Genomic DNA, 17389 nt, shown 5'->3' on the forward strand with positions numbered 1-17389 from the left:
CGATGAGTGTGCGCCCTGTGACGATTCCGTGCTTGAACTCATCCTGATCTGTGGTGTCGTGGAGGCATGCCAAACAAGCACCCGTTTTTAGCTGAAGATTATCATATCCGCTGGTCTACGCTCACGCCCGAGCACGTTGAGGCCGATATCGACATGGCTCTGGAACAAGCCGAAGCCGCTCTTGACCAAATCCGTAACCTCGACGACCAGGAGGTGACGTATACCAATACCTTTATGGCGTTGGAAACGGCGACAGAAGGTTTGGATCGGGCATGGGGACGATTGAACCATTTGGATTCAGTCAGCAATAGTGAGGAGCAGCGCCAGGCCTTGAATGCCGTGTTGCCCAAAGTGTCTGCCTTTTACTCGGCCATTCCTCTCGACCCGGTGATTTGGTCCAAGCTCAAAGCCTTTTCCCATACCCCAGAGTGTTCTTCTCTGGATGCAACGCGCTCACGGCATGTTGAGGAAACCTGTGCCAGTTTTGTCCAGTCGGGTGCCGAGCTTCCCGATGATAAAAAGAGCCGGGTGTCCGATATCCAGGCGCGCCTCTCTGAGATTACCCAGAAATTCAGTGAGAATGTGTTGGATTCAACCAATGCCTGGGAACTCGTGATCGAAGACCCCCAGCGCTTGGCTGGGTTGCCTGATTCCGCTGTGGCGGCAGCACTGGCCGATGCTCAGTCCAAGGGGCTCGGGGATGAGGCTGAGCCCAAATGGCGTTTTACCCTCCAGTATCCTTCGATGGGACCTGTGATGGAATATGCCGCCGATGATGAGTTGCGCAAGGAGATCTGGGAAGCCGGGAACACGGTTGGCTTTGACGGAGATTTTGATAACACCGATCTGATTTGGGAGATTTTGAAGTTGCGTCAAGAAAAGGCTGAGTTGTTAGGATTCGGCGATTTTGCAGATTTGACACTTGAGCGGAGAATGGCACGGGATGGTCATACGGCTCTCCAGTTCACAGAAAAACTGCATGACCAAATTGAGTCCCGCTTCCGTCAGGAAATGGAATCGCTCAAGGAGTGGAAGGCGGAGCAAATCGGTGAAACTCCCGAGTTGATGCAGCCGTGGGAGGTCAGCTACTGGGCTGAAAAACGTCGTAAGGCCGAGTATGATATCGATGATGAAGCCCTGCGTCCCTACTTCCCGCTGGACCGGGTGATGGACGGTATGTTCAGCATCGTTAGCAAGCTTTACAATATCCGGATTGAAGAACGTGCAACCGGAGAAGACATTGAAACCTGGCATCCGGAGTGTTGTTTTTATGACCTCTATGATCATCAGACAGGTGAGTTGTTAGGATCTTTTTATGCCGATTGGCATCCGCGCGAAAGTAAACGTGGTGGCGCATGGATGAACTCCTTCGAAACCGGCTTGCCACCGATGGATGGTGAACCGCGTGAACCGCACCTTGGCTTGATGGTTGGTAATATGACCAAGCCAATCGGTGATCAGCCGGCGCTGATGACCCACCGTGAGGTGGAAACGATTTTTCATGAATTCGGGCACCTACTGCATCATTTGTTAGGAAATGTAACGGTTAAGTCTTTAGCGGGAACCAATGTTGCCTGGGACTTCGTTGAGTTGCCGTCCCAGATCATGGAGAACTTCTGCTGGGCGCGTGGCAGTTTGGATCATTTTGCCCGTCATTATGAAACCGGCGAGCCGATTCCTGAAGCGTTGTATCAGAAGATGCTGGCCGCTCGGAATTACATGAGTGCCACGGCATTCATGCGTCAGTTGGCGTTGGGTAAATTGGATTTGGATTTGCACATCAACCAGGGTGCCTATCAGGGGTGGGATTTGGATGAAGTGGACCGGGAAATCCTTGCAGATTATCGTGTCGCGATGGCCAGCGAGGGGCCGACGATGGCTCGTCGATTCAACCATCTGTTTTCTTCACCCACGGGTTATGCTGCCGGGTATTATTCTTATAAATGGGCGGAGGTGTTGGATGCGGATGCCTTCACTCGTTTTGAGAAAGAAGGCATTCTCAACCCGGAAACCGGGATGGCATTTCGCGAGTGTATTTTGAGTAAAGGAAACTCGCTGCCTGCGGATGAGCTGTATCGTAGTTTCATGGGCAGGGATCCCGACCAGCAGGCCCTGCTTCGTCGAGCCGGACTGGCTTGATCGAATGGTGCCTTGTCATTGCCGTTCCTCGTTTAATCGATGATCAAATTTTCCAAATTCAACCGACTGTTTCACCGTTGGGGGTCGATCTTGATTGCCCTGCCGGTGTTGCTGGTCATTGTGACCGGCATTCTGCTGTTGTTGAAAAAGGATTCGGATTGGATCCAGCCTCCGACGCAGACTGGATCCTCCAAGGACTTGCTTGTATCGTTTGACCAGGTGCTTGAGGTCGTGAGGTCGGTTCCTGAAGCTGAGGTTGAGAGCTGGCAGGATGTTGACCGGCTCGATGTCCGGCCAGGCAAGGGCATGCTCAAGCTGCGATCAAAGAACGGCTGGGAGGTTCAGGTGGACTCCCGCACGGGGGAGGTGTTGCAGACGGCATACCGGAGGACGGATCTCATTGAGAGCCTGCATGATGGGAGCTTTTTCCACGACAAGGCAAAGTTGGGGCTGTTTTTGCCATCGGCCTTGGTTTTGCTTGGCTTGTGGTTGACCGGAATCTATCTGTTTTTGTTGCCTTCGCTGAATCGGCGGCGGAGGCAAAACAAGCAAAAAGGGTGATGTGCCCATTTATGGTTTGGCTGCGGGAGCTTCGCTTTGCTCGGGCAGCATGATGGCCATTTCGCCTGAACTCCGAGTTTGTGGGGTGCTTGATTCGTTGGTGGCAAGGAGGATGGTTCCCGGCCGAATAATCTGCTGGACGCTAGTGCGGAAGGCGTGTGGGATTCGGATGCGACCACGCATGCGGGCTACGGCATCGGTCTGAGCGTCACCTCCGGTCAGTGAGAGCACGGACCATGGGTGGATTTTTACCCCTGGCAGGTAAGGTTCGGGCGCGGACTCTCCTTCGAGCATGAGGAAAACTCCCTCGGGAGGGGCCTCGTTGGTGTCAAAGAAGAGGCCTACCGGTGACTGGCCGATGATCACGCCGTTGCGGCTGACGTAGAGGGTTTTGTCGGTATAGCTGAGTAGGCAGTTGACTGGGCCGCTCGGGCTTTTGTGGGGTTCCCAGACTATCGTGCCTGTGGGTTCCGGTTTTTCACCGGTTTTTGGCTGGGTGGCAAGCAAGATGGATGCGGGTTTCTCCGATTTGGATGGCTCGGATTTTTTCTGGGTGATCACGACGGTCGACCCGTTGGTGGTGGTGCTGTAGAGTTTTTGTGAAAATGCATATGGCAGCCGGATGCAGCCGGCGGATGCGGGATAGCCTGGGAGTTGGCCCGCGTGCATGGCAATGCCTGTCCAAGTCAGCCGCTGCATGTACGGCATCTTGGCACCTTTGTAGATATTGGATTCGTGTTTTTTCTTCCGCTGAAGAATCGTGAACACACCCGTGGGCGTTTCTTTTCCTTCGCGGCCGGTGCTGACGGTTGAACGGGCGATTTGCACCCCGTTGCGATAGACGTAGGCCATTTGGTCATCGATACTGACCACGACCAGCAGCGGGCCTTTGGCCGAGCGTTCAGGGTGCCATTCAAATTCCCCCGGCTTCAGAGGTGTGGGCGCTGCTGACAGGGTTGGGATCAGGCAGGCGAGGACGAAGATGCTGCCAATGCGGGTAAGGAAGGAGCGATTCACGATCCAAGGATACCTGAAAGTGGTATCAAACAGCAAGAATGAAGGAGCTTACTGACTTAGATTGCCCGGCGTTTTCTGAAGAGCAGGCAGGCTGAGGTCAGCGCCAGAAGGTATGAGGTGCTCGGTTCCGGGATATTGACGACCTCAAAATACACGGCGTCCAAGGTAGCCAGAGCCGTTTTATTGGCGTTGTTGAAATCCTGGTAGGGGATGTCAGCTGAGAGGGTCAGGGTATAGGTGCCGGGTTCATCAAGAACCTCGCTAAGTATCCCGGTGTCCACTGTTTCGACGCCTTCCACGCTGCGAGCATCCCGGTTTGAAATGCCCAGAGTTTGAAACTCGTTAGAGAGGCTCCATTCCACTGCGGCTGTGTTTTGATTGCCATTGGCGATCTCGATGGTGTAATTGAGCCAAAGGTTGGCTTGTTTGACTTCTCCGATGCCGAGCTCAAAGGTGACGGTGAAGGTGGTCAGGGATCCGGCGCGAATTTTGTCTTCGGTTTCTGGGTTTTCGAAGATTTCCGAATCAACAATATTGGTGTCGGCTCCCCCAAACGGCCCATTGGAGCTGTCGGTTGCTGGCCAACCTGGTGGACGCGTGGGTGCGCTGCTTACGTTTCCTGCTTCATAGGAAAACTGTCCATCACCGAGATCGCTGAATTGCATGGCGGATGCAGCTCCTCGGGTCAGCCCTTCATGGTTTCCATTGTACTGTATCGTTTGCTGTGAAAAAATGGGATCGGTGGATGATGTGAAGGTTTCTTCTGTGCCGTCGACATTGGTCCAAACGCTGAAGTCATCCGATATGACGGTCGCTGCATGAATGGGCATGGTTCCGAGAACCATGGCTCCCAAGGTGATGGAAGCTAGGTCTATGGATTGGGGAAACATGATGATCTTTAAGAGTTGGCCTGTAAGATAGGGTGAAATGAAAAGAGCCGCAAGTTGTTACTTGTGGCTCTGGGAAAGGACGGTTTGTAGGATCGAAGGTTAATATCCCCGCTCTTCGATGTAATCGGCGACCCATTCGATGCCGTATTCGCCATTGATGAAGTCTGGGTGGTCGATGATCTCCTGCTGGAAGGGAATCGTGGTTTTGATGCCTTCGATGGTGAACTCGGAGAGTGCCCGTTTCATGCGTTTGATGGCAATGTCCCGGGTGGCAGCCGTAACGATCAGCTTGGCAATCATGGAGTCGTAGTATGGCGGGACCGTGTAGCCTGAGTAGACATGGGTGTCGACTCGCACGCCTTTGCCTCCCGGAGTATACCAGAGTTTGATGGTGCCCGGGCTTGGGCAGAAGTTGTTGTAGGGGTCTTCTGCGTTGATCCGGCATTCGATGGAGTGGCCGCGCGGGTTTTGTTTGAGAACGTGATCGGAGATCGATTCACCGGCTGCAATCCGGACTTGCTCTTTGATGAGTTCACAACCCATGACTTCCTCGGTCACCGGGTGTTCCACCTGGATCCGGGTGTTCATTTCCATGAAATAGAAGTTTTCTGCCTTTTCATCGACGAGGTATTCGATGGTTCCTGCATTTTCGTAGCCGATGGCAGAGATCAAGCTGACTGATGCCTCTGCCATTTGTTGGCGGAGTTCGTCGGAGATCAGAGGTGACGGGCATTCCTCGATGATTTTCTGGTTGCGGCGCTGCATCGAGCAGTCGCGCTCGCCGAGTTGGACGAAGTGACCGTGGGTGTCACCGAGGACCTGAATTTCGATATGGTGTGGGCGCAGGACCAGCTTTTCGAGGTAGCAGTCACCGTTGTTGAAGCATTGGATGGCTTCCTGGCTTGCTTGATTGTAGAGGTCGACGAAACTTTCTTCATCCATGCAGGGGCGCATTCCGCGGCCACCACCGCCGGCGGTGGCTTTGATCATAACGGGGAAGCCGATTTCACGTGCGAGTTCCAGCCCGTGTTCGGCGGACTCGACGATGCCTTCGGATCCTGGGGTGACTGGCACGCCATTTGCGAGGGCCGTTTCGCGGGCGGTATTTTTATCGCCCATTTTCCGAATCACTTCGGCGGATGGTCCGATGAATTTGATATTGCAGCTTTCGCAGATTTCGACAAAGCGGGCATTTTCCGAGAGGAAACCGTATCCAGGGTGAATGGCATCGGCTCCGGTTACTTCGGCAGCGGCAATGATGCGGTCCGGTTTGAGGTAGCTGTCTTTACTCGGCCCGGGGCCGATGCAGACCGCCTCGTCGGCGAGCTGGACATGCATGGAGTCGACATCTGCTTCAGAGTAGACGGCGACGGAGGCAACTCCGAGTTCGCGGCAGGCGCGGATGATGCGCAGGGCGATTTCCCCGCGGTTGGCAACCAAAACTTTGTTGAACATGTGACTGGATGGATTCAAATCTCAAAAGGCGCCACCCTTATGTCGGGTGCGGGTCTTTTGAAGGAAAAGAGGGGTGGTTTTATTGGATTTGGAAAAGAGGGTCACCGAATTGAACCGGGTCGCCGTCTTTGGCCACGATGGCCGTGATGGTTCCAGAGGTTTCCGCTTCGATCTCGTTCATGACCTTCATGGCTTCAATGATGCAGAGTGTTTGTCCGACACTGACGGTGTCGCCCACTTTGACATAAGGGGCGGCATCCGGAGAGGATGAGGAGTAGAAGGTTCCAACCATGGGCGCGGTGATGGCATTGCCGGCTGGTTCCGGGGCACTGTCGGCGGCCGGGCTTGCCGATGGAGTGGCGGCCGGGGCGGCGGGAGCCGGGGCTGCTGCAGGAATGGCAAGCACTTCACCACCTTTTTTGAGTTTGAGGTTAACCCCTTCCTCTTCGAGGTGGAAATAAGAGAGTTCATGCTCGTTCATGAGCTCGACGATTTTGCGAATTTCTTTTAGGTCCACGGTAATGGTCTGGGTTTGAATGAGTAAGGTGGCTTCGGGCGGTTTTTGAAGCCCTTGTTGAGCCCTGATGATGTTGTTATTTCGTTTGTCAGGTTTTGCCACAGTTTTGACGACAATTTCTTGGCGACAACTGTAGATGGGTTCCCAACATTCAGCTCACTGCATGAGCCATGCAGTGGTGCTGGTGATGCGAGGGAGCATAATGCCTGGCGATGGAGGAAGTCAAGAAGGATGGTGGTATGGCTGAGCTTGCTGTCACGATTTGTTTTGTCGTTCAGTGACATTCATCGTTTGTCAGTTTGCAGTTGGCTGTGTTTTTTGCCAGATTGGCCATCTGATGATCTCGCGTAAGAAAATCCACTATGAAATCACGCCGTCGATGTGGCAGTATCTTTACCACTTCGGGCGTTATTCCGAGATTCCCATGGTGTATGAGGATTTATTGCGGTTCACCGAGGCGATGCCCTACGAGGATCCGGACGGGAATGAAACCTTATGGCTGACCGTGATGTATCCTCCGGAAGTGATGATGGAGCTTCGTCCCCAGTTGACCCAGATCTATGCCGCTTTGAAGGTGGGTGGAGAAGTGGCGCACCACGAGCATTTGCTGGTCGATCGGATTGACTACGGTGAGTTTGGCAACTCCCGTCCGTTCCGCATCCGGATTACCAACCAGTATAATGACAACTCCGATTATTTTTATGTTAAAACTGCGGATGCTTCGCGGATTTTTGGCCTTGAGCTTGAGTATTGTCTGTCGCCGAACCGAATCAATTATCTGGTTCGAGGAAACACCCTGATTGAAGAGCATATCGTGGGGGTTCCGGGTGATGTGTTTCTTCAGGATTATTTACCGAAACCGGACCTCGACCGGGTGCGGGTGGCCAAAGAGTATGTGAAATTTATCGAGCGTTGTTTCATCCGCTTGTTGGGCGATATGCGCTCGGTCAACTATGTGGTTCAGGTGACTCCGGATTTTGAAAAAGTGCAGTACCGGGTGAGGCCGATTGATTTCGATCAGCAAAGCTACCAAGGGAATGGGAATGTGTATTTGGCTTATCGTTTTGGCAGCAACCATGCGGTGACCCAGATGAGTTTCCGTCAGGTGAACCGGACAACCATTGCCCAGTATGCCGAGGAAGAGCGCCAGCAGATGGTTCAACGGGCGGTGCTCTCGAAACGTCGCCTGCGTGCCGTGCTCAAGGTGATGGCTCAGGAAGATATTTCACCAGAGAAAAATGTGGCGAGGTTGCGGCAGGACCTGGGAGAAATCCACCAAACGTCGACCTTTGATCCATGCAAAACCATGGGGCAGCTGACCCAGGCGCATATCCAGTACATGCTGGAAAACCCAAATTTCTCTTACCAGAAACGGCAGCGGTTCAAACCCTGAAACCGCGAGCTGGTTGAGCTTCTAATACCATTCTCCCAGTTAAATTGGCAGAATGGTTTGAGTTTAGGATGATGAGTCAGTCAGCAAGCTGAATGGCAAAGGGACACTGAATCTTTTAGATTTTACCGTTGTTGCGCGTCGGTTGCATAGCCCGCTATGCGCCTTCCTTGCGCCTAGTTAAAATCGAAAACCTTCAGTGCCATTCAGCCAATTTAACTGATCAAATGGTATGAGCCAGGGCTGCAAAAAGGAGGCAAAGAAAAACCCTCCCGTGGGTGACACGGAAGGGTTGGGAAAAGTCGATTGAAGCTCGTGCGGGAGTTTGTGATTCCTGACGAGCTTGTTTGCCTGATTAGGCTTTGAGCTTGGGCTTGCCAGCACGGCGAACAGCACCAAAGCGCTTCTGGAACTTGTCAATACGCCCGGCGGTGTCAACAAACTGCTTCTGCCCTGTGAAGAACGGGTGGGTGTCCGAAGTGACACCTGCAGAGATGATGTAGTGATCCACACCGTCGATTTGTTCGATCTTGTCGGACTTGGTGGTGGAGCGGGTGATGAAGCGGTGACCTGTGGTCATATCTTGGAAGACGACAGGATGGTATTCTGGATGAATATCTGATTTCATGATCTTTATTGGTTACTGCCACCACGTTTCCGACGCGGCGGGACGGGGAAAATGCATGATCTTGGCGATGTGTCAAGCGACAACCTACAGATGTCGGAGAAATTGTACCATTTGAGTGGTTAAATTGGCTGAATGGCACTGAAGGTTTTCGATTTTAACTAGGCGCAAGGAAGGCGCATAGCGGGCTATGCAACCGACGCGCAACAACGGTAAAATCTAAAAGACTCAGTGCCCCCTTGGCATTCAGCTTGCTGACTGACTCATCATCCTAAACGCAAACCATTCTGCCAATTTAACTGGGAGAATAGTATTATCCTTGATTGCAGGGCTATTCGACATCGATTTCCCGGATGGTTAGTGCGATTCCCTCCTCTTTAAACGGCTGGTCGAAGTCGAGTCGCAGGTAGCGGGCCATCTGGGGCTCAGCAAGCGAGATGGTTTGCTGTGCAGAAAAGGTATCCCAATGGACATCGGCCACGGTGCGTGGCGCTGCGGTCAGTGAGTTAGACACCTTGACGGTAGCATGTTTTGGCGAGCTGGCATCGCGGGCGAAGGTGAGTAGCACGCTGGAGAGTTTGGTCTCCTGTCCGAGGTCGATGACGATGAAATGCGGGTATCCTGAGGCATCCTGACCGACATCGGTCAGCCAGCTTTGCCCCGGATCGTGGTCGATGGCGTAGTAGGCACGGCGCAGGGCTTCCTCTGGCTGTTGGTGGCCGGAGGCTGCGAGGACTTTCCATCCGGCTTTTGCGGGGCCGAATTGGAATTCACTGATCTCCCCCGGTTTGATGCTGCCGGTTGAGTAGGATCTGGCCTTGACGGTTCCTCCGTTTGGTAGATCGAGGGCTTGTTCGTAGAGTGAGGATTCCTTGCTCGGAGGGGATCCGTCCAGGGTGTAGCGGATCGATGGGCCGGGGACTTTACACGATAGCTGCACCTTGCCATCGCGAGCGCGGCGGGCGATCACCGGGCTTGGAGGCGTGGGCAGATCGGAAACGTTGAGCCAGTTGCGTTGATTACCTCCGGTAATGAAGAGGGACTTCTCAGGGGCGGCTAATACCAGCGCGTAGGTGGCGGAGATCAAGTCATCGGTTCCCATGTAGGGAGCGCCCATATGCGGCGTGGTAAAGCGCAGTCCGTAGCCTGGTTGCCAGGCGAGGGCGAACCACCAGCCATATGCATTCATCACCTCGTTGTAGGCTTCGGGGTTGCAGAGGTTCAGTCCGAGCAAGCCGAGCGACCCGCCGGGTTCGCCGTATGCGTGGGAGTTTCTGATCCATGGGTAACTTTGGCGCATGAAGCCGGTCATTGCTTGTTCCATGTCCTTGCGTTCTCCACGGAGATGGGCCGCCATGGCAAACAGGCCGGTGCGCGACCAGAACTCGCCTTTGTCTTTGTAGGAGGCATTGTACCCCAGTGATCCGTGCCCACCTTGCGAGGGATCGGACCACGAGTGTTCCATGTAGGGAAGCAGGGTTTCCCAGAGGCCGGAGCGGATGCCGCATTTTTCTGCCAGGGCATCGAATACCAGGGCGTGGCAGGCCGGGGCGACCAAAGCTTTTTGACCATAGGGCAAGCCGCCGATCCCGTGACCGAGGCAGGCCATTCCCCATTTACTGGTGTGGGTGCCGCTGAGCACCCAGTTGAGGATGGCTGAGCAGTATGGAAGCACGCGTGAGTCGCCAGTGGCGAGGTAGTATTCGCAGAACAGAATGCCGGCATAGGATGAGTGCCAAAAGCCGAGCCCCCCATAGTTTTCAGGTTCGGGGTATTTATTCAGAAACCAGTCGACCGCTTGTTTGACGCGTGGGGCGTGGGCAGGGTCTTTTGTCGCTAGCAGAGCGAGGGCCGCAAAGGAGGTTCGGATCGGACCTCGCCAGCTGCCGTCTTTTTGTTGGTTGGTGCAGAGATACTGGACCAGTTCCTGGTGTAGGTTCGCTTTGTCCTTGCTGTTGGTGATGGATGAAAAGTCCATCGATTGTGTGAGTCTGCAATTTAAGGTTACCGGGCGCCCTTTGCGTAGGACCACCAGATTGACCTGTCCACGCCCGACCGGTGGTTTGCTTGACCAGGCTGCGGCAACCGCCCGGCCGAGAACTGCCTCGTGGCTGTGGTAAAACCATGCCCATCCCGGGCGGAGGTCGTTCATGGGTAAGGGCTGGCGGTTGACCCCGACGATCATGTCACCGGCTTTCAACCCGGCTTTGGCTGCGGGGCTGTTTTCCCTGACATTCATGATGGTGAGAACCCGCTGGCGGTGCTCGGTCATGGCATCGAATCCGAGGGACCCGGCACCGAGTTGGTCTGGGCCGTTGCCGCCGTTGGAGCGGCCGAAGAGTTTGCCGGACGGGGCACTGAACAGTCGGCTCCATGAAATGCCGGAGACGACGAGTGGGGCGTTACCGGTGACTTTCAGGCTGATCTGAACTTTTTTGCCAATGAGCTGGGTCATTGTACTGGGGGACAGCACGACCCAGTTGCGGTGAGTTTGCAGTGCGTCAGGGCGGAGTGTTGATTTGGCGCTTCCCTTCAGGCTGGCGATCGCCCGTTTATTTCCAGGTTCATGGACGTTGAGTTCCCATGAGCTTCTGCCGTTTTTAGTGAGTCCCAGATGATCCAGGCTGAGGACACCGGTCCAGTGGCCTTTCTTTTTGGGTTCGGCTTTTTGTTCTTTTTCGGTGAGCTCTGGGATGGTGAGTTCACAGCTCAGAGTTGTTCCCGGGGTGATGGCGGTGTGGGCCAGTTTCTGTTGATACTGGTCCTGACCATGCCAAGTCAGGCAGGCCTCCTTATCCCCGTCGCTGACTTTCCATTTTTGTGGAACGGCCGGGGTGTCGGCCTTGGCATTTTTTGGTGGTGCCAGTGTGGGGTTGGGTAAGTCGAGCTCCAAGGCCTGAGCCGTTGGGGCCCACGCTGCGGCGATGGCCACAGATACGGACAAAGTCTTTTTGATCAATTCATGTGTGTGCACGGTGAAAGGAACGTAAGCAGACTGGGCTGACTTTCACGATCTTTTCTTTCATTGCGGTTGGCTGTGCGTGCCCCGGTATGTTTCGTATCAGTTCGGGGAGAATGGGATCAGTGGTAGAAAGCAAAAACCCCTGAACTTGTCAGGGGGTGCTATGAGGCCCTCGCGGTGGGCGAAAAAAGTGGGCAATGAAGTGTGAGCCCGCTAAAAATAGCGGATGATCTCGTCTTTGCTGGTGGTTTCTTTTTTGGCAAAGAGCAGGTAGGTGTTTTCGCGGTCCCGCCAACACGTCATGTTCCATCCGGTTTTCGGGCAATGTTTGCAGTCTCCTTTGCGGATCTCATCCATCCCAGGTAAGTGCGCATCGTTGATGTGGTCGTTATTGATGACGACCAAATGCACTTTATGGCCTGAGTTTTTAACGAAACAGACCAAAGAGGCCGGCATGCTGCCTGCGATCTGAATTTTTTTACAGCCCGCGACCTTCATACCCTTCAATCCGCTGGGGAGGCGTTGGGGGGCTGGTAATTGGTGATCGGTGAGCCAGTTGTTGACGTGATGGATTTGCGGGTTGGTCACATCGAGTGAGAGCTGTGTGCTCAGAAGCATCTGGGCTGCTTCGCGTTGGACATCATAGGATGAGAGCTTGCGTGCGTCCGTAGCCGTGTTGGCCTGGGAACCAGTCGATGGTTTGCCGAGGTCGATTTGCAGGGCGAGGAACACGCCGAAAGCCACGGCTGCAGCGAGAGGGGCGATCCGCCACCATTGGCGTCTTGTTCTTTGGTGGGGGGCTCCTTGATGGGTGAGGGGCTCCTGAGCCTCAGGCATGGGTTCGATATTCGCAACAGGGAGTTCCGGGGTTTCGGTCTGAGCGACGAGGCTGGAATGATCCTGTTTTTCCTGCATGTGCATGGCGGCCAGAATTTGGTCGCGTAGTCCGGCGGGAGGTTCGACATGGGAGAGGGCGTCACTGAGTGCGGCGTCCATCTCGGCCTCCATTGCAGGATCGTTTGGTTTTTCACCGTGCATGACCGCGAGAATGTGCATTCGGAGTTCATCAGGAATCTCGAGCTCGCAGAGAGCGGAGGCGAATGCGGAGTCGGTCGCACGTTCGTCGGCGAGCCATTCGCCGAGTTCGCGGTCTTCGACAGCCATCTGCAGAGCTTCAGCAAAATCGGCATCTGCAGCATCCGCTCCGTCCGGGCGAAAACTGTGCAAAATAAATTGTGCTTGTTGTTTATCCATGGCGTTCAAGGGTGTCTGGATTCATCTTAATGACTTTTTGGGGAGCGCTCGACGGTTCGGTTTGCATCTTTTCGCGCAGTTGTTGTTTGCCTCTGGCGATCCGTGACATCACGGTTCCGATGGGGACATCGAGAATTTCAGCAATCTGTTTGTAGGAATGCTGTTGGAGGTAAAAGAGCGTCAGGGGAGCTCGGAAATTTTCTTCCAACTGGCTGAGCAAATGAATGGCGCGTTTGCCATCGAGGGTTCTTCCCTTGTCTTCTTCGTGGCTCGGCAGTTGGTATTCGATCTCGTCGATATCACTGTCGGTGAAGCGGGAGTTGCGGCGGCTCTGGGCAAGGTGTTCCCGGTACAAGGTTGTAAACAGCCAGGTCTTTGCCTTGCTCCGGTCCTTGAGTTGGTGGCCTTTTTGGGCCCAGATACAGAACGTTTGCTGAACGAGGTCCGCCGCACCATCCGGATTCTTTGCCAGAGAGTAGGCAAAGCGGTAGAGCGCTTGGTAATGCGTATCAACTAATTGTTCAAATTCGGCCATGTTGTGGACATAGGATTCATCAACCCGGTGGTTTATTCCCAATAAATTATTCTCGCGTCATGCGTGGTGGTCACGACGGGTCTTTAATCAGGGCGCGAATCGATTGAACGGGCACGCAACTGCGGATCACCATTTGCATTGGCCCCTTGGTGTCTTCTTTCTTTTTTGGTGGGTAATAAATGGTTCGGGTGCTGGCAACCATGCCCACGACATTACCTGTGGAGTCGAGGACCGGGCCACCGCTGGAGCCTTTGGCAAATTCGGCAGTCACGGCCATGCGCAGGGGTTTGTTTTTTTTCCGGCTCGGCATCAGGTAGTAGCGGGAAACCTGCCCCGCGGTGTAGGTGTAAAAATTGGAATCGGGGTGGGCGATGATGTGGATATCATTCCCCACCTCGGCATCCGGGCCCACAGGCAAGGGTTTGAAGTCTTTGCCTTCCACTCTGAAGATGGCGACATCGCTGGCTTTGTCAGCTGCGACGATCTCGGTGATGGGGGCGAAGCGGCCGTCCCGGGTGCGAATGCCGAAGCCGGCAACCGACTTCCCTTCGAAAACGTGGTAGTTGGTAACCATCAGGCCGTCCTCGCTGAGGACCCAACCGGTGGCGGCTCCGGATCCATGCCATTTGGTGCACTTCGAACATTTATAAACAGAGGCAACGGCAACCACGCTGTCGGCGCAATGGGTGTAGAGATTGTGCGGCTTGGTATTGGCGGGTTTGGGCAGTTTGAAGCTGCAGCTCTTACGGTCCAGTTGTTTGGCCAGTTCTTCCCCACTGGTGGTTTTTTTTGCATCGACGAGTTCACCTACTTTTTTGGCAAGTTCTTGTCGGATTTGCATATCGTCCACTGCCGGGACTGCCAGGCAGATGCCTATGGAGGATGCCAGGGCGCAGGTGAGGGCGCCTGCCCGGCTCATGCGTGTAAAAAATCGAGGTGTATCATTCATGCTGTGCTATCCCATGCCGTCTCGTCGTTGGGATGTAAATCATATTGTGATGCTGTTAGTGGATTCCTTGATGGATACGTCGTTCTGATGATGTTCGAAGGGGGGGTTGCCAAGTTCCGATGGATGCAGTACACAGTTGGTGGAGTCCATCGTCTATCCTTCTATGCCCGCTAAAAAGAAAGCATCCAAACATCCGCTTACAGGAAAAGCACTGGTGAAGGAAGTGTGCCGCAGAATACGTGTGGCTCGCAGCTATTGGGATGCTCACAACAACCGAGCATGCCGTGGGGAGCGAGAAAAAGCCCTCGCCTTGTATGAATCCTTGAGCCAAGAGCAGCGGGAGCAAGTTCCTCAGACGCTGCGGGTCTGGTTGCGCTATCGCAGCGAAAAATATTTTGGTGAACACCGGACCAAGCCGGGAACCCAGCGGAGGCGGAAAAAGAAAAACGGGGGAGGTTCACCACCGGGGGGGCGGGCCGGCGAGTGAACGGCCTCGGGTGGCGTTTTTTGATTGTTATTGCCGACTGCTGCGTTTGGATAGCGGACATGAAACGGTGGAAGTTGGCAAGCGTAGTGATGTTCGGACTGATGAGCTTGGGCGTGTCCGAATGGACTCGGGCAAAAGAACAAGAAGTGCGAACATGGACGTCGACCAAAGGCTCGACGCTTGACGGCACCTTTGTCCGCTTGGTGAAGGATCAGGTCGAGATCCAACCCGAGATCGGCAAACGCTTGAAGGTGGATCTGAAACGCTTATCTCCCAAAGACAGGCAGCACGCATTGGAGGCTCATTTTCAAACGGTGCACAGTGTGTTGGCGTACCGTGGTGCCAGAGTGGGAGGGGGACACTGGCAGGATGCACGGGTAACCGGTGATCGGCCGATGGCGATGTTTTCACTCGTCTCCGGATTCTCACTGGAGAGCAAACAGGCGCGGGCCCCACGTGGAGAAGCCGGCTTTTCCGCCGCTGATTGGCATGAAGAACTGGAGAAACTGGTGGATGCCGAACGTGACAAACCGGCTCAATGTTATCTCATGTTCGATCCGGTAGGCTTGTATAAGGCGGATGCCAAAGCGATGGCAGAGATTAATCATCAGATCAACAAGCACGAAATGTGGGCGAGAAAAGAAGGGGTGGACTTGATCATGATCGATCCGATTCGCCCCAATAAAGAGGTCAAGTATTACGAGAAAGGGATAAAAAAATCACGGGTTGGCGGCTTTACCGTGGAGGTGCCGGAAACCATTGAACATGTTCGGACGGTTGAAGATTGTCAGAAGTTGATGGACGAGTGGATCAAGAAGCATGAACGGCGGTGGAAGATGGTGCCCCTTCAGGCAATTCACCAAAAAGCGAGTCAACGAGCAGAGCTGCTCCCTTGTTTTGCTGGGCGCAATCAAGAGCTTCCCGACCAACTCTTGGATGCTGTTTTGTTTGCGAAGGTATTCAAGTTGCCGCCGCCGCTACAAGAATACAAAGCCTTCCAATCAAAAGGGAAACAGACGACCTCTGCAGACCCATTGCTTCAGCTGAGCGATGACCAGTTGTCCGCATTGAGCCGTATCATTGACGATGAGGTCAACGGCCCATGATCAGGGGAGAGGTTCGTGAAGGTAGGATGGAGAGGTCAAGCGCTGGCGAATCGGGCTGCCCCCCGCAGGCTCCGGGAGCCTGCGGGACCAGATGATGCTTTTTAAACAAACTCCGCCGGAGGCTTGAAGCCATCGCGGTATTCACGTTTGAGTAAGCGCTTGTTCGGTGCGTCGTCTTTGAAACGGCACGCCTTGGAGTCCCAGACGAGTTCCCGGTTCGGGTAGCGGGTTGCCTTGGTGGCAAGCAGTCCGGCTTCGGTGACGCCGGTTCCGATTTCAAGACGTCCGAGGAGTTCATTTTTGGCGCCGAAGCAGTTGTCGACCCACTCGTTCCAGTGCTTGCGTGGTGCAACCTTTGGCATCGGGAAGTCTTTGACGCGTTTGCCATTCTGGAAGATTTGGAGGTCGCCATTGGCTCCGAGAACCAAGGTGCCGTTTTCGCAGACAAAGATGGTGCGGTTGGTTCCAAATCGTGACCCTAACGGGATGCCGGTTTCGGCATTCGACGGGTGGATGTCGTTGTCGTTGTAATGGATGATGAAGTGGTCACCCTTGGTGAAGGCCGTTTTGTTATAGGTGATCCTGGACTGGTTGTATGCCGAGTGGCCGATAGCCGTCGCTGGTTTGGGGGTGTCGGTTTGGACCGCAATCGGGCCTTCCAGGTCGAGTGCCAGATAGATGACATCGAGGAGGTGACAGCACCAGTCGGTCAATTGGCCTCCGCCAAACTCCCAGTAGGTCCGCCATTTTTTGTCGGCCAGGATGTTGTTGAATGGGACGTCGCCGGTGTAGCAGTGTTTCCAGAGATCCCATTTGATGTGAGACGGCACGGGCTGTCCGTCAGGGTATTTCTCCAGCCATGGTCCGTTGAAGTAGGTGTTTTTAGCAACTTTTCCAGTCCATGCCCATGCGGAAGTAACTTTGCCGAGAGCTCCTGAGCGGATGATGGCGATGGCTTGGTTACGCCCTGCTTTTTCAGACCGCTGGTTACCCATCTGGGTTGCCAGTCCGGGTTTGGCCGCGATGGCTTTTCTGAGCATGCGGACTTCGTCGAGCTGGTGAACGACGGGTTTTTGCAGGTAGAGGTGTTTATCCTGGGCGAGGGCGTGCAGTGCCATCACCGCGTGGGTGTGATCCGGAGTACAGACGAGGACGGCGTCGTAATCATCCATGTCTTTTTCGTAGGCTACCCGGCAATCGTTGTAGGTTTTAGCCTTGGGGAAGCCTTTGGCAACTTTGTCGAGGGTGCGTTGATTGACATCGCAGAGTCCGGCAATTTCCACCTTCGGGTGTTTGACCAAGGCATTGCGGTCCATGCCGCCGATGCCTCCGACACCGACCTGTAGGATGCGCAGTTTGCTGTTTTTGTTTGCCGAGGCTCCGAGTGAAGGAGTTAAACCACTGGCTGCTGCCAGTCCCATTGTGGCGAGAAATTTCCGCCTGTGTACATTGCGATCCATAGTAGTAAGGATACGTCACCCGGAGTGGTATTTTTCTTTCAC

General features: G+C 54.3%; 15 protein-coding genes. 5 read left to right on the top strand and 10 right to left on the bottom strand.

Annotated features, from left to right (window positions below):
• Nucleotides 1-66: 66 nt before the first annotated feature.
• Complete coding sequence (locus tag HW115_RS06765) at nt 67-2139, top strand: M3 family metallopeptidase (protein WP_178931826.1); 2073 nt, start codon at nt 67-69, stop codon at nt 2137-2139.
• A 39-nt stretch (nt 2140-2178) separates the two neighbouring features.
• Nucleotides 2179-2700, top strand: coding sequence for a PepSY-associated TM helix domain-containing protein (locus tag HW115_RS06770; RefSeq protein WP_178931827.1), 522 nt, complete (start codon nt 2179-2181; stop codon nt 2698-2700).
• A 9-nt stretch (nt 2701-2709) separates the two neighbouring features.
• Here HW115_RS06770 and HW115_RS06775 read toward each other — a convergent pair whose 3' ends face one another.
• From HW115_RS06775 to accB, 4 genes are all read right to left on the bottom strand, one after another.
• On the bottom strand, nt 2710-3717 hold the full coding sequence (locus HW115_RS06775) for a L,D-transpeptidase family protein (RefSeq protein ID WP_178931828.1): 1008 nt from the start codon (nt 3715-3717) through the stop codon (nt 2710-2712).
• A 56-nt stretch (nt 3718-3773) separates the two neighbouring features.
• Nucleotides 3774-4607, bottom strand: a complete 834-nt coding sequence (locus HW115_RS06780; protein WP_178931829.1) for a PEP-CTERM sorting domain-containing protein — start codon at nt 4605-4607, stop codon at nt 3774-3776.
• Nucleotides 4608-4706: 99 nt separating this feature from the next.
• On the bottom strand, nt 4707-6062 hold the full coding sequence (gene accC / locus HW115_RS06785) for an acetyl-CoA carboxylase biotin carboxylase subunit (protein ID WP_178931830.1): 1356 nt from the start codon (nt 6060-6062) through the stop codon (nt 4707-4709).
• A gap of 79 nt (nt 6063-6141) precedes the next feature.
• Nucleotides 6142-6681 (bottom strand): acetyl-CoA carboxylase biotin carboxyl carrier protein, encoded by a 540-nt coding sequence (gene accB / locus HW115_RS06790; RefSeq protein WP_319609280.1) that lies wholly within the window; start codon nt 6679-6681, stop codon nt 6142-6144.
• 235 nt (nt 6682-6916) lie between these two features.
• Between accB and HW115_RS06795 the strand changes: the two genes are divergently transcribed.
• On the top strand, nt 6917-7972 hold the full coding sequence (locus tag HW115_RS06795) for a hypothetical protein (protein ID WP_178931831.1): 1056 nt from the start codon (nt 6917-6919) through the stop codon (nt 7970-7972).
• Nucleotides 7973-8324: 352 nt separating this feature from the next.
• On the opposite strand, the gene HW115_RS06800 is transcribed toward HW115_RS06795, so the two are convergent.
• The 5 genes from HW115_RS06800 to HW115_RS06820 form a co-directional block, all read right to left on the bottom strand.
• Entirely contained in the window at nt 8325-8597 is a 273-nt protein-coding gene (locus HW115_RS06800; protein WP_178931832.1) for a type B 50S ribosomal protein L31, read from the bottom strand.
• Nucleotides 8598-8925: 328 nt separating this feature from the next.
• Nucleotides 8926-11568 carry a DUF6288 domain-containing protein gene (locus HW115_RS06805; protein ID WP_178931833.1) on the bottom strand — a complete coding sequence of 881 codons (2643 nt, stop codon included), beginning with the start codon at nt 11566-11568 and terminating at the stop codon, nt 8926-8928.
• A 201-nt stretch (nt 11569-11769) separates the two neighbouring features.
• A complete protein-coding gene (locus HW115_RS06810; RefSeq protein ID WP_178931834.1) occupies nt 11770-12810 on the bottom strand; it encodes a hypothetical protein in 1041 nt (346 codons plus the stop codon).
• Complete coding sequence (locus HW115_RS06815; protein ID WP_178931835.1) at nt 12803-13345, bottom strand: RNA polymerase sigma factor; 543 nt, start codon at nt 13343-13345, stop codon at nt 12803-12805. Before HW115_RS06815 ends, HW115_RS06810 begins: the two co-directional genes overlap by 8 nt.
• Nucleotides 13346-13415: 70 nt before the next feature.
• Complete coding sequence (locus tag HW115_RS06820; RefSeq protein WP_178931836.1) at nt 13416-14294, bottom strand: trypsin-like peptidase domain-containing protein; 879 nt, start codon at nt 14292-14294, stop codon at nt 13416-13418.
• Nucleotides 14295-14457: 163 nt separating this feature from the next.
• On the opposite strand from HW115_RS06820, the gene HW115_RS06825 reads away from it, so the two are divergent.
• Entirely contained in the window at nt 14458-14781 is a 324-nt protein-coding gene (locus HW115_RS06825; protein ID WP_178931837.1) for a Precorrin-3B methylase, read from the top strand.
• A 59-nt stretch (nt 14782-14840) separates the two neighbouring features.
• Nucleotides 14841-15887, top strand: coding sequence for a hypothetical protein (locus tag HW115_RS06830; RefSeq protein ID WP_178931838.1), 1047 nt, complete (start codon nt 14841-14843; stop codon nt 15885-15887).
• Nucleotides 15888-15988: 101 nt separating this feature from the next.
• Here the strand turns inward: HW115_RS06830 and HW115_RS06835 are convergent, their stop codons facing one another.
• On the bottom strand, nt 15989-17347 hold the full coding sequence (locus HW115_RS06835) for a Gfo/Idh/MocA family protein (RefSeq protein ID WP_178931839.1): 1359 nt from the start codon (nt 17345-17347) through the stop codon (nt 15989-15991).
• Between the last annotated feature and the right edge of the window lie 42 nt (nt 17348-17389).

This window comes from Oceaniferula marina (assembly GCF_013391475.1).
In the GTDB taxonomy this organism is placed as follows: Bacteria; Verrucomicrobiota; Verrucomicrobiia; order Verrucomicrobiales; family Akkermansiaceae; genus Oceaniferula; species Oceaniferula marina.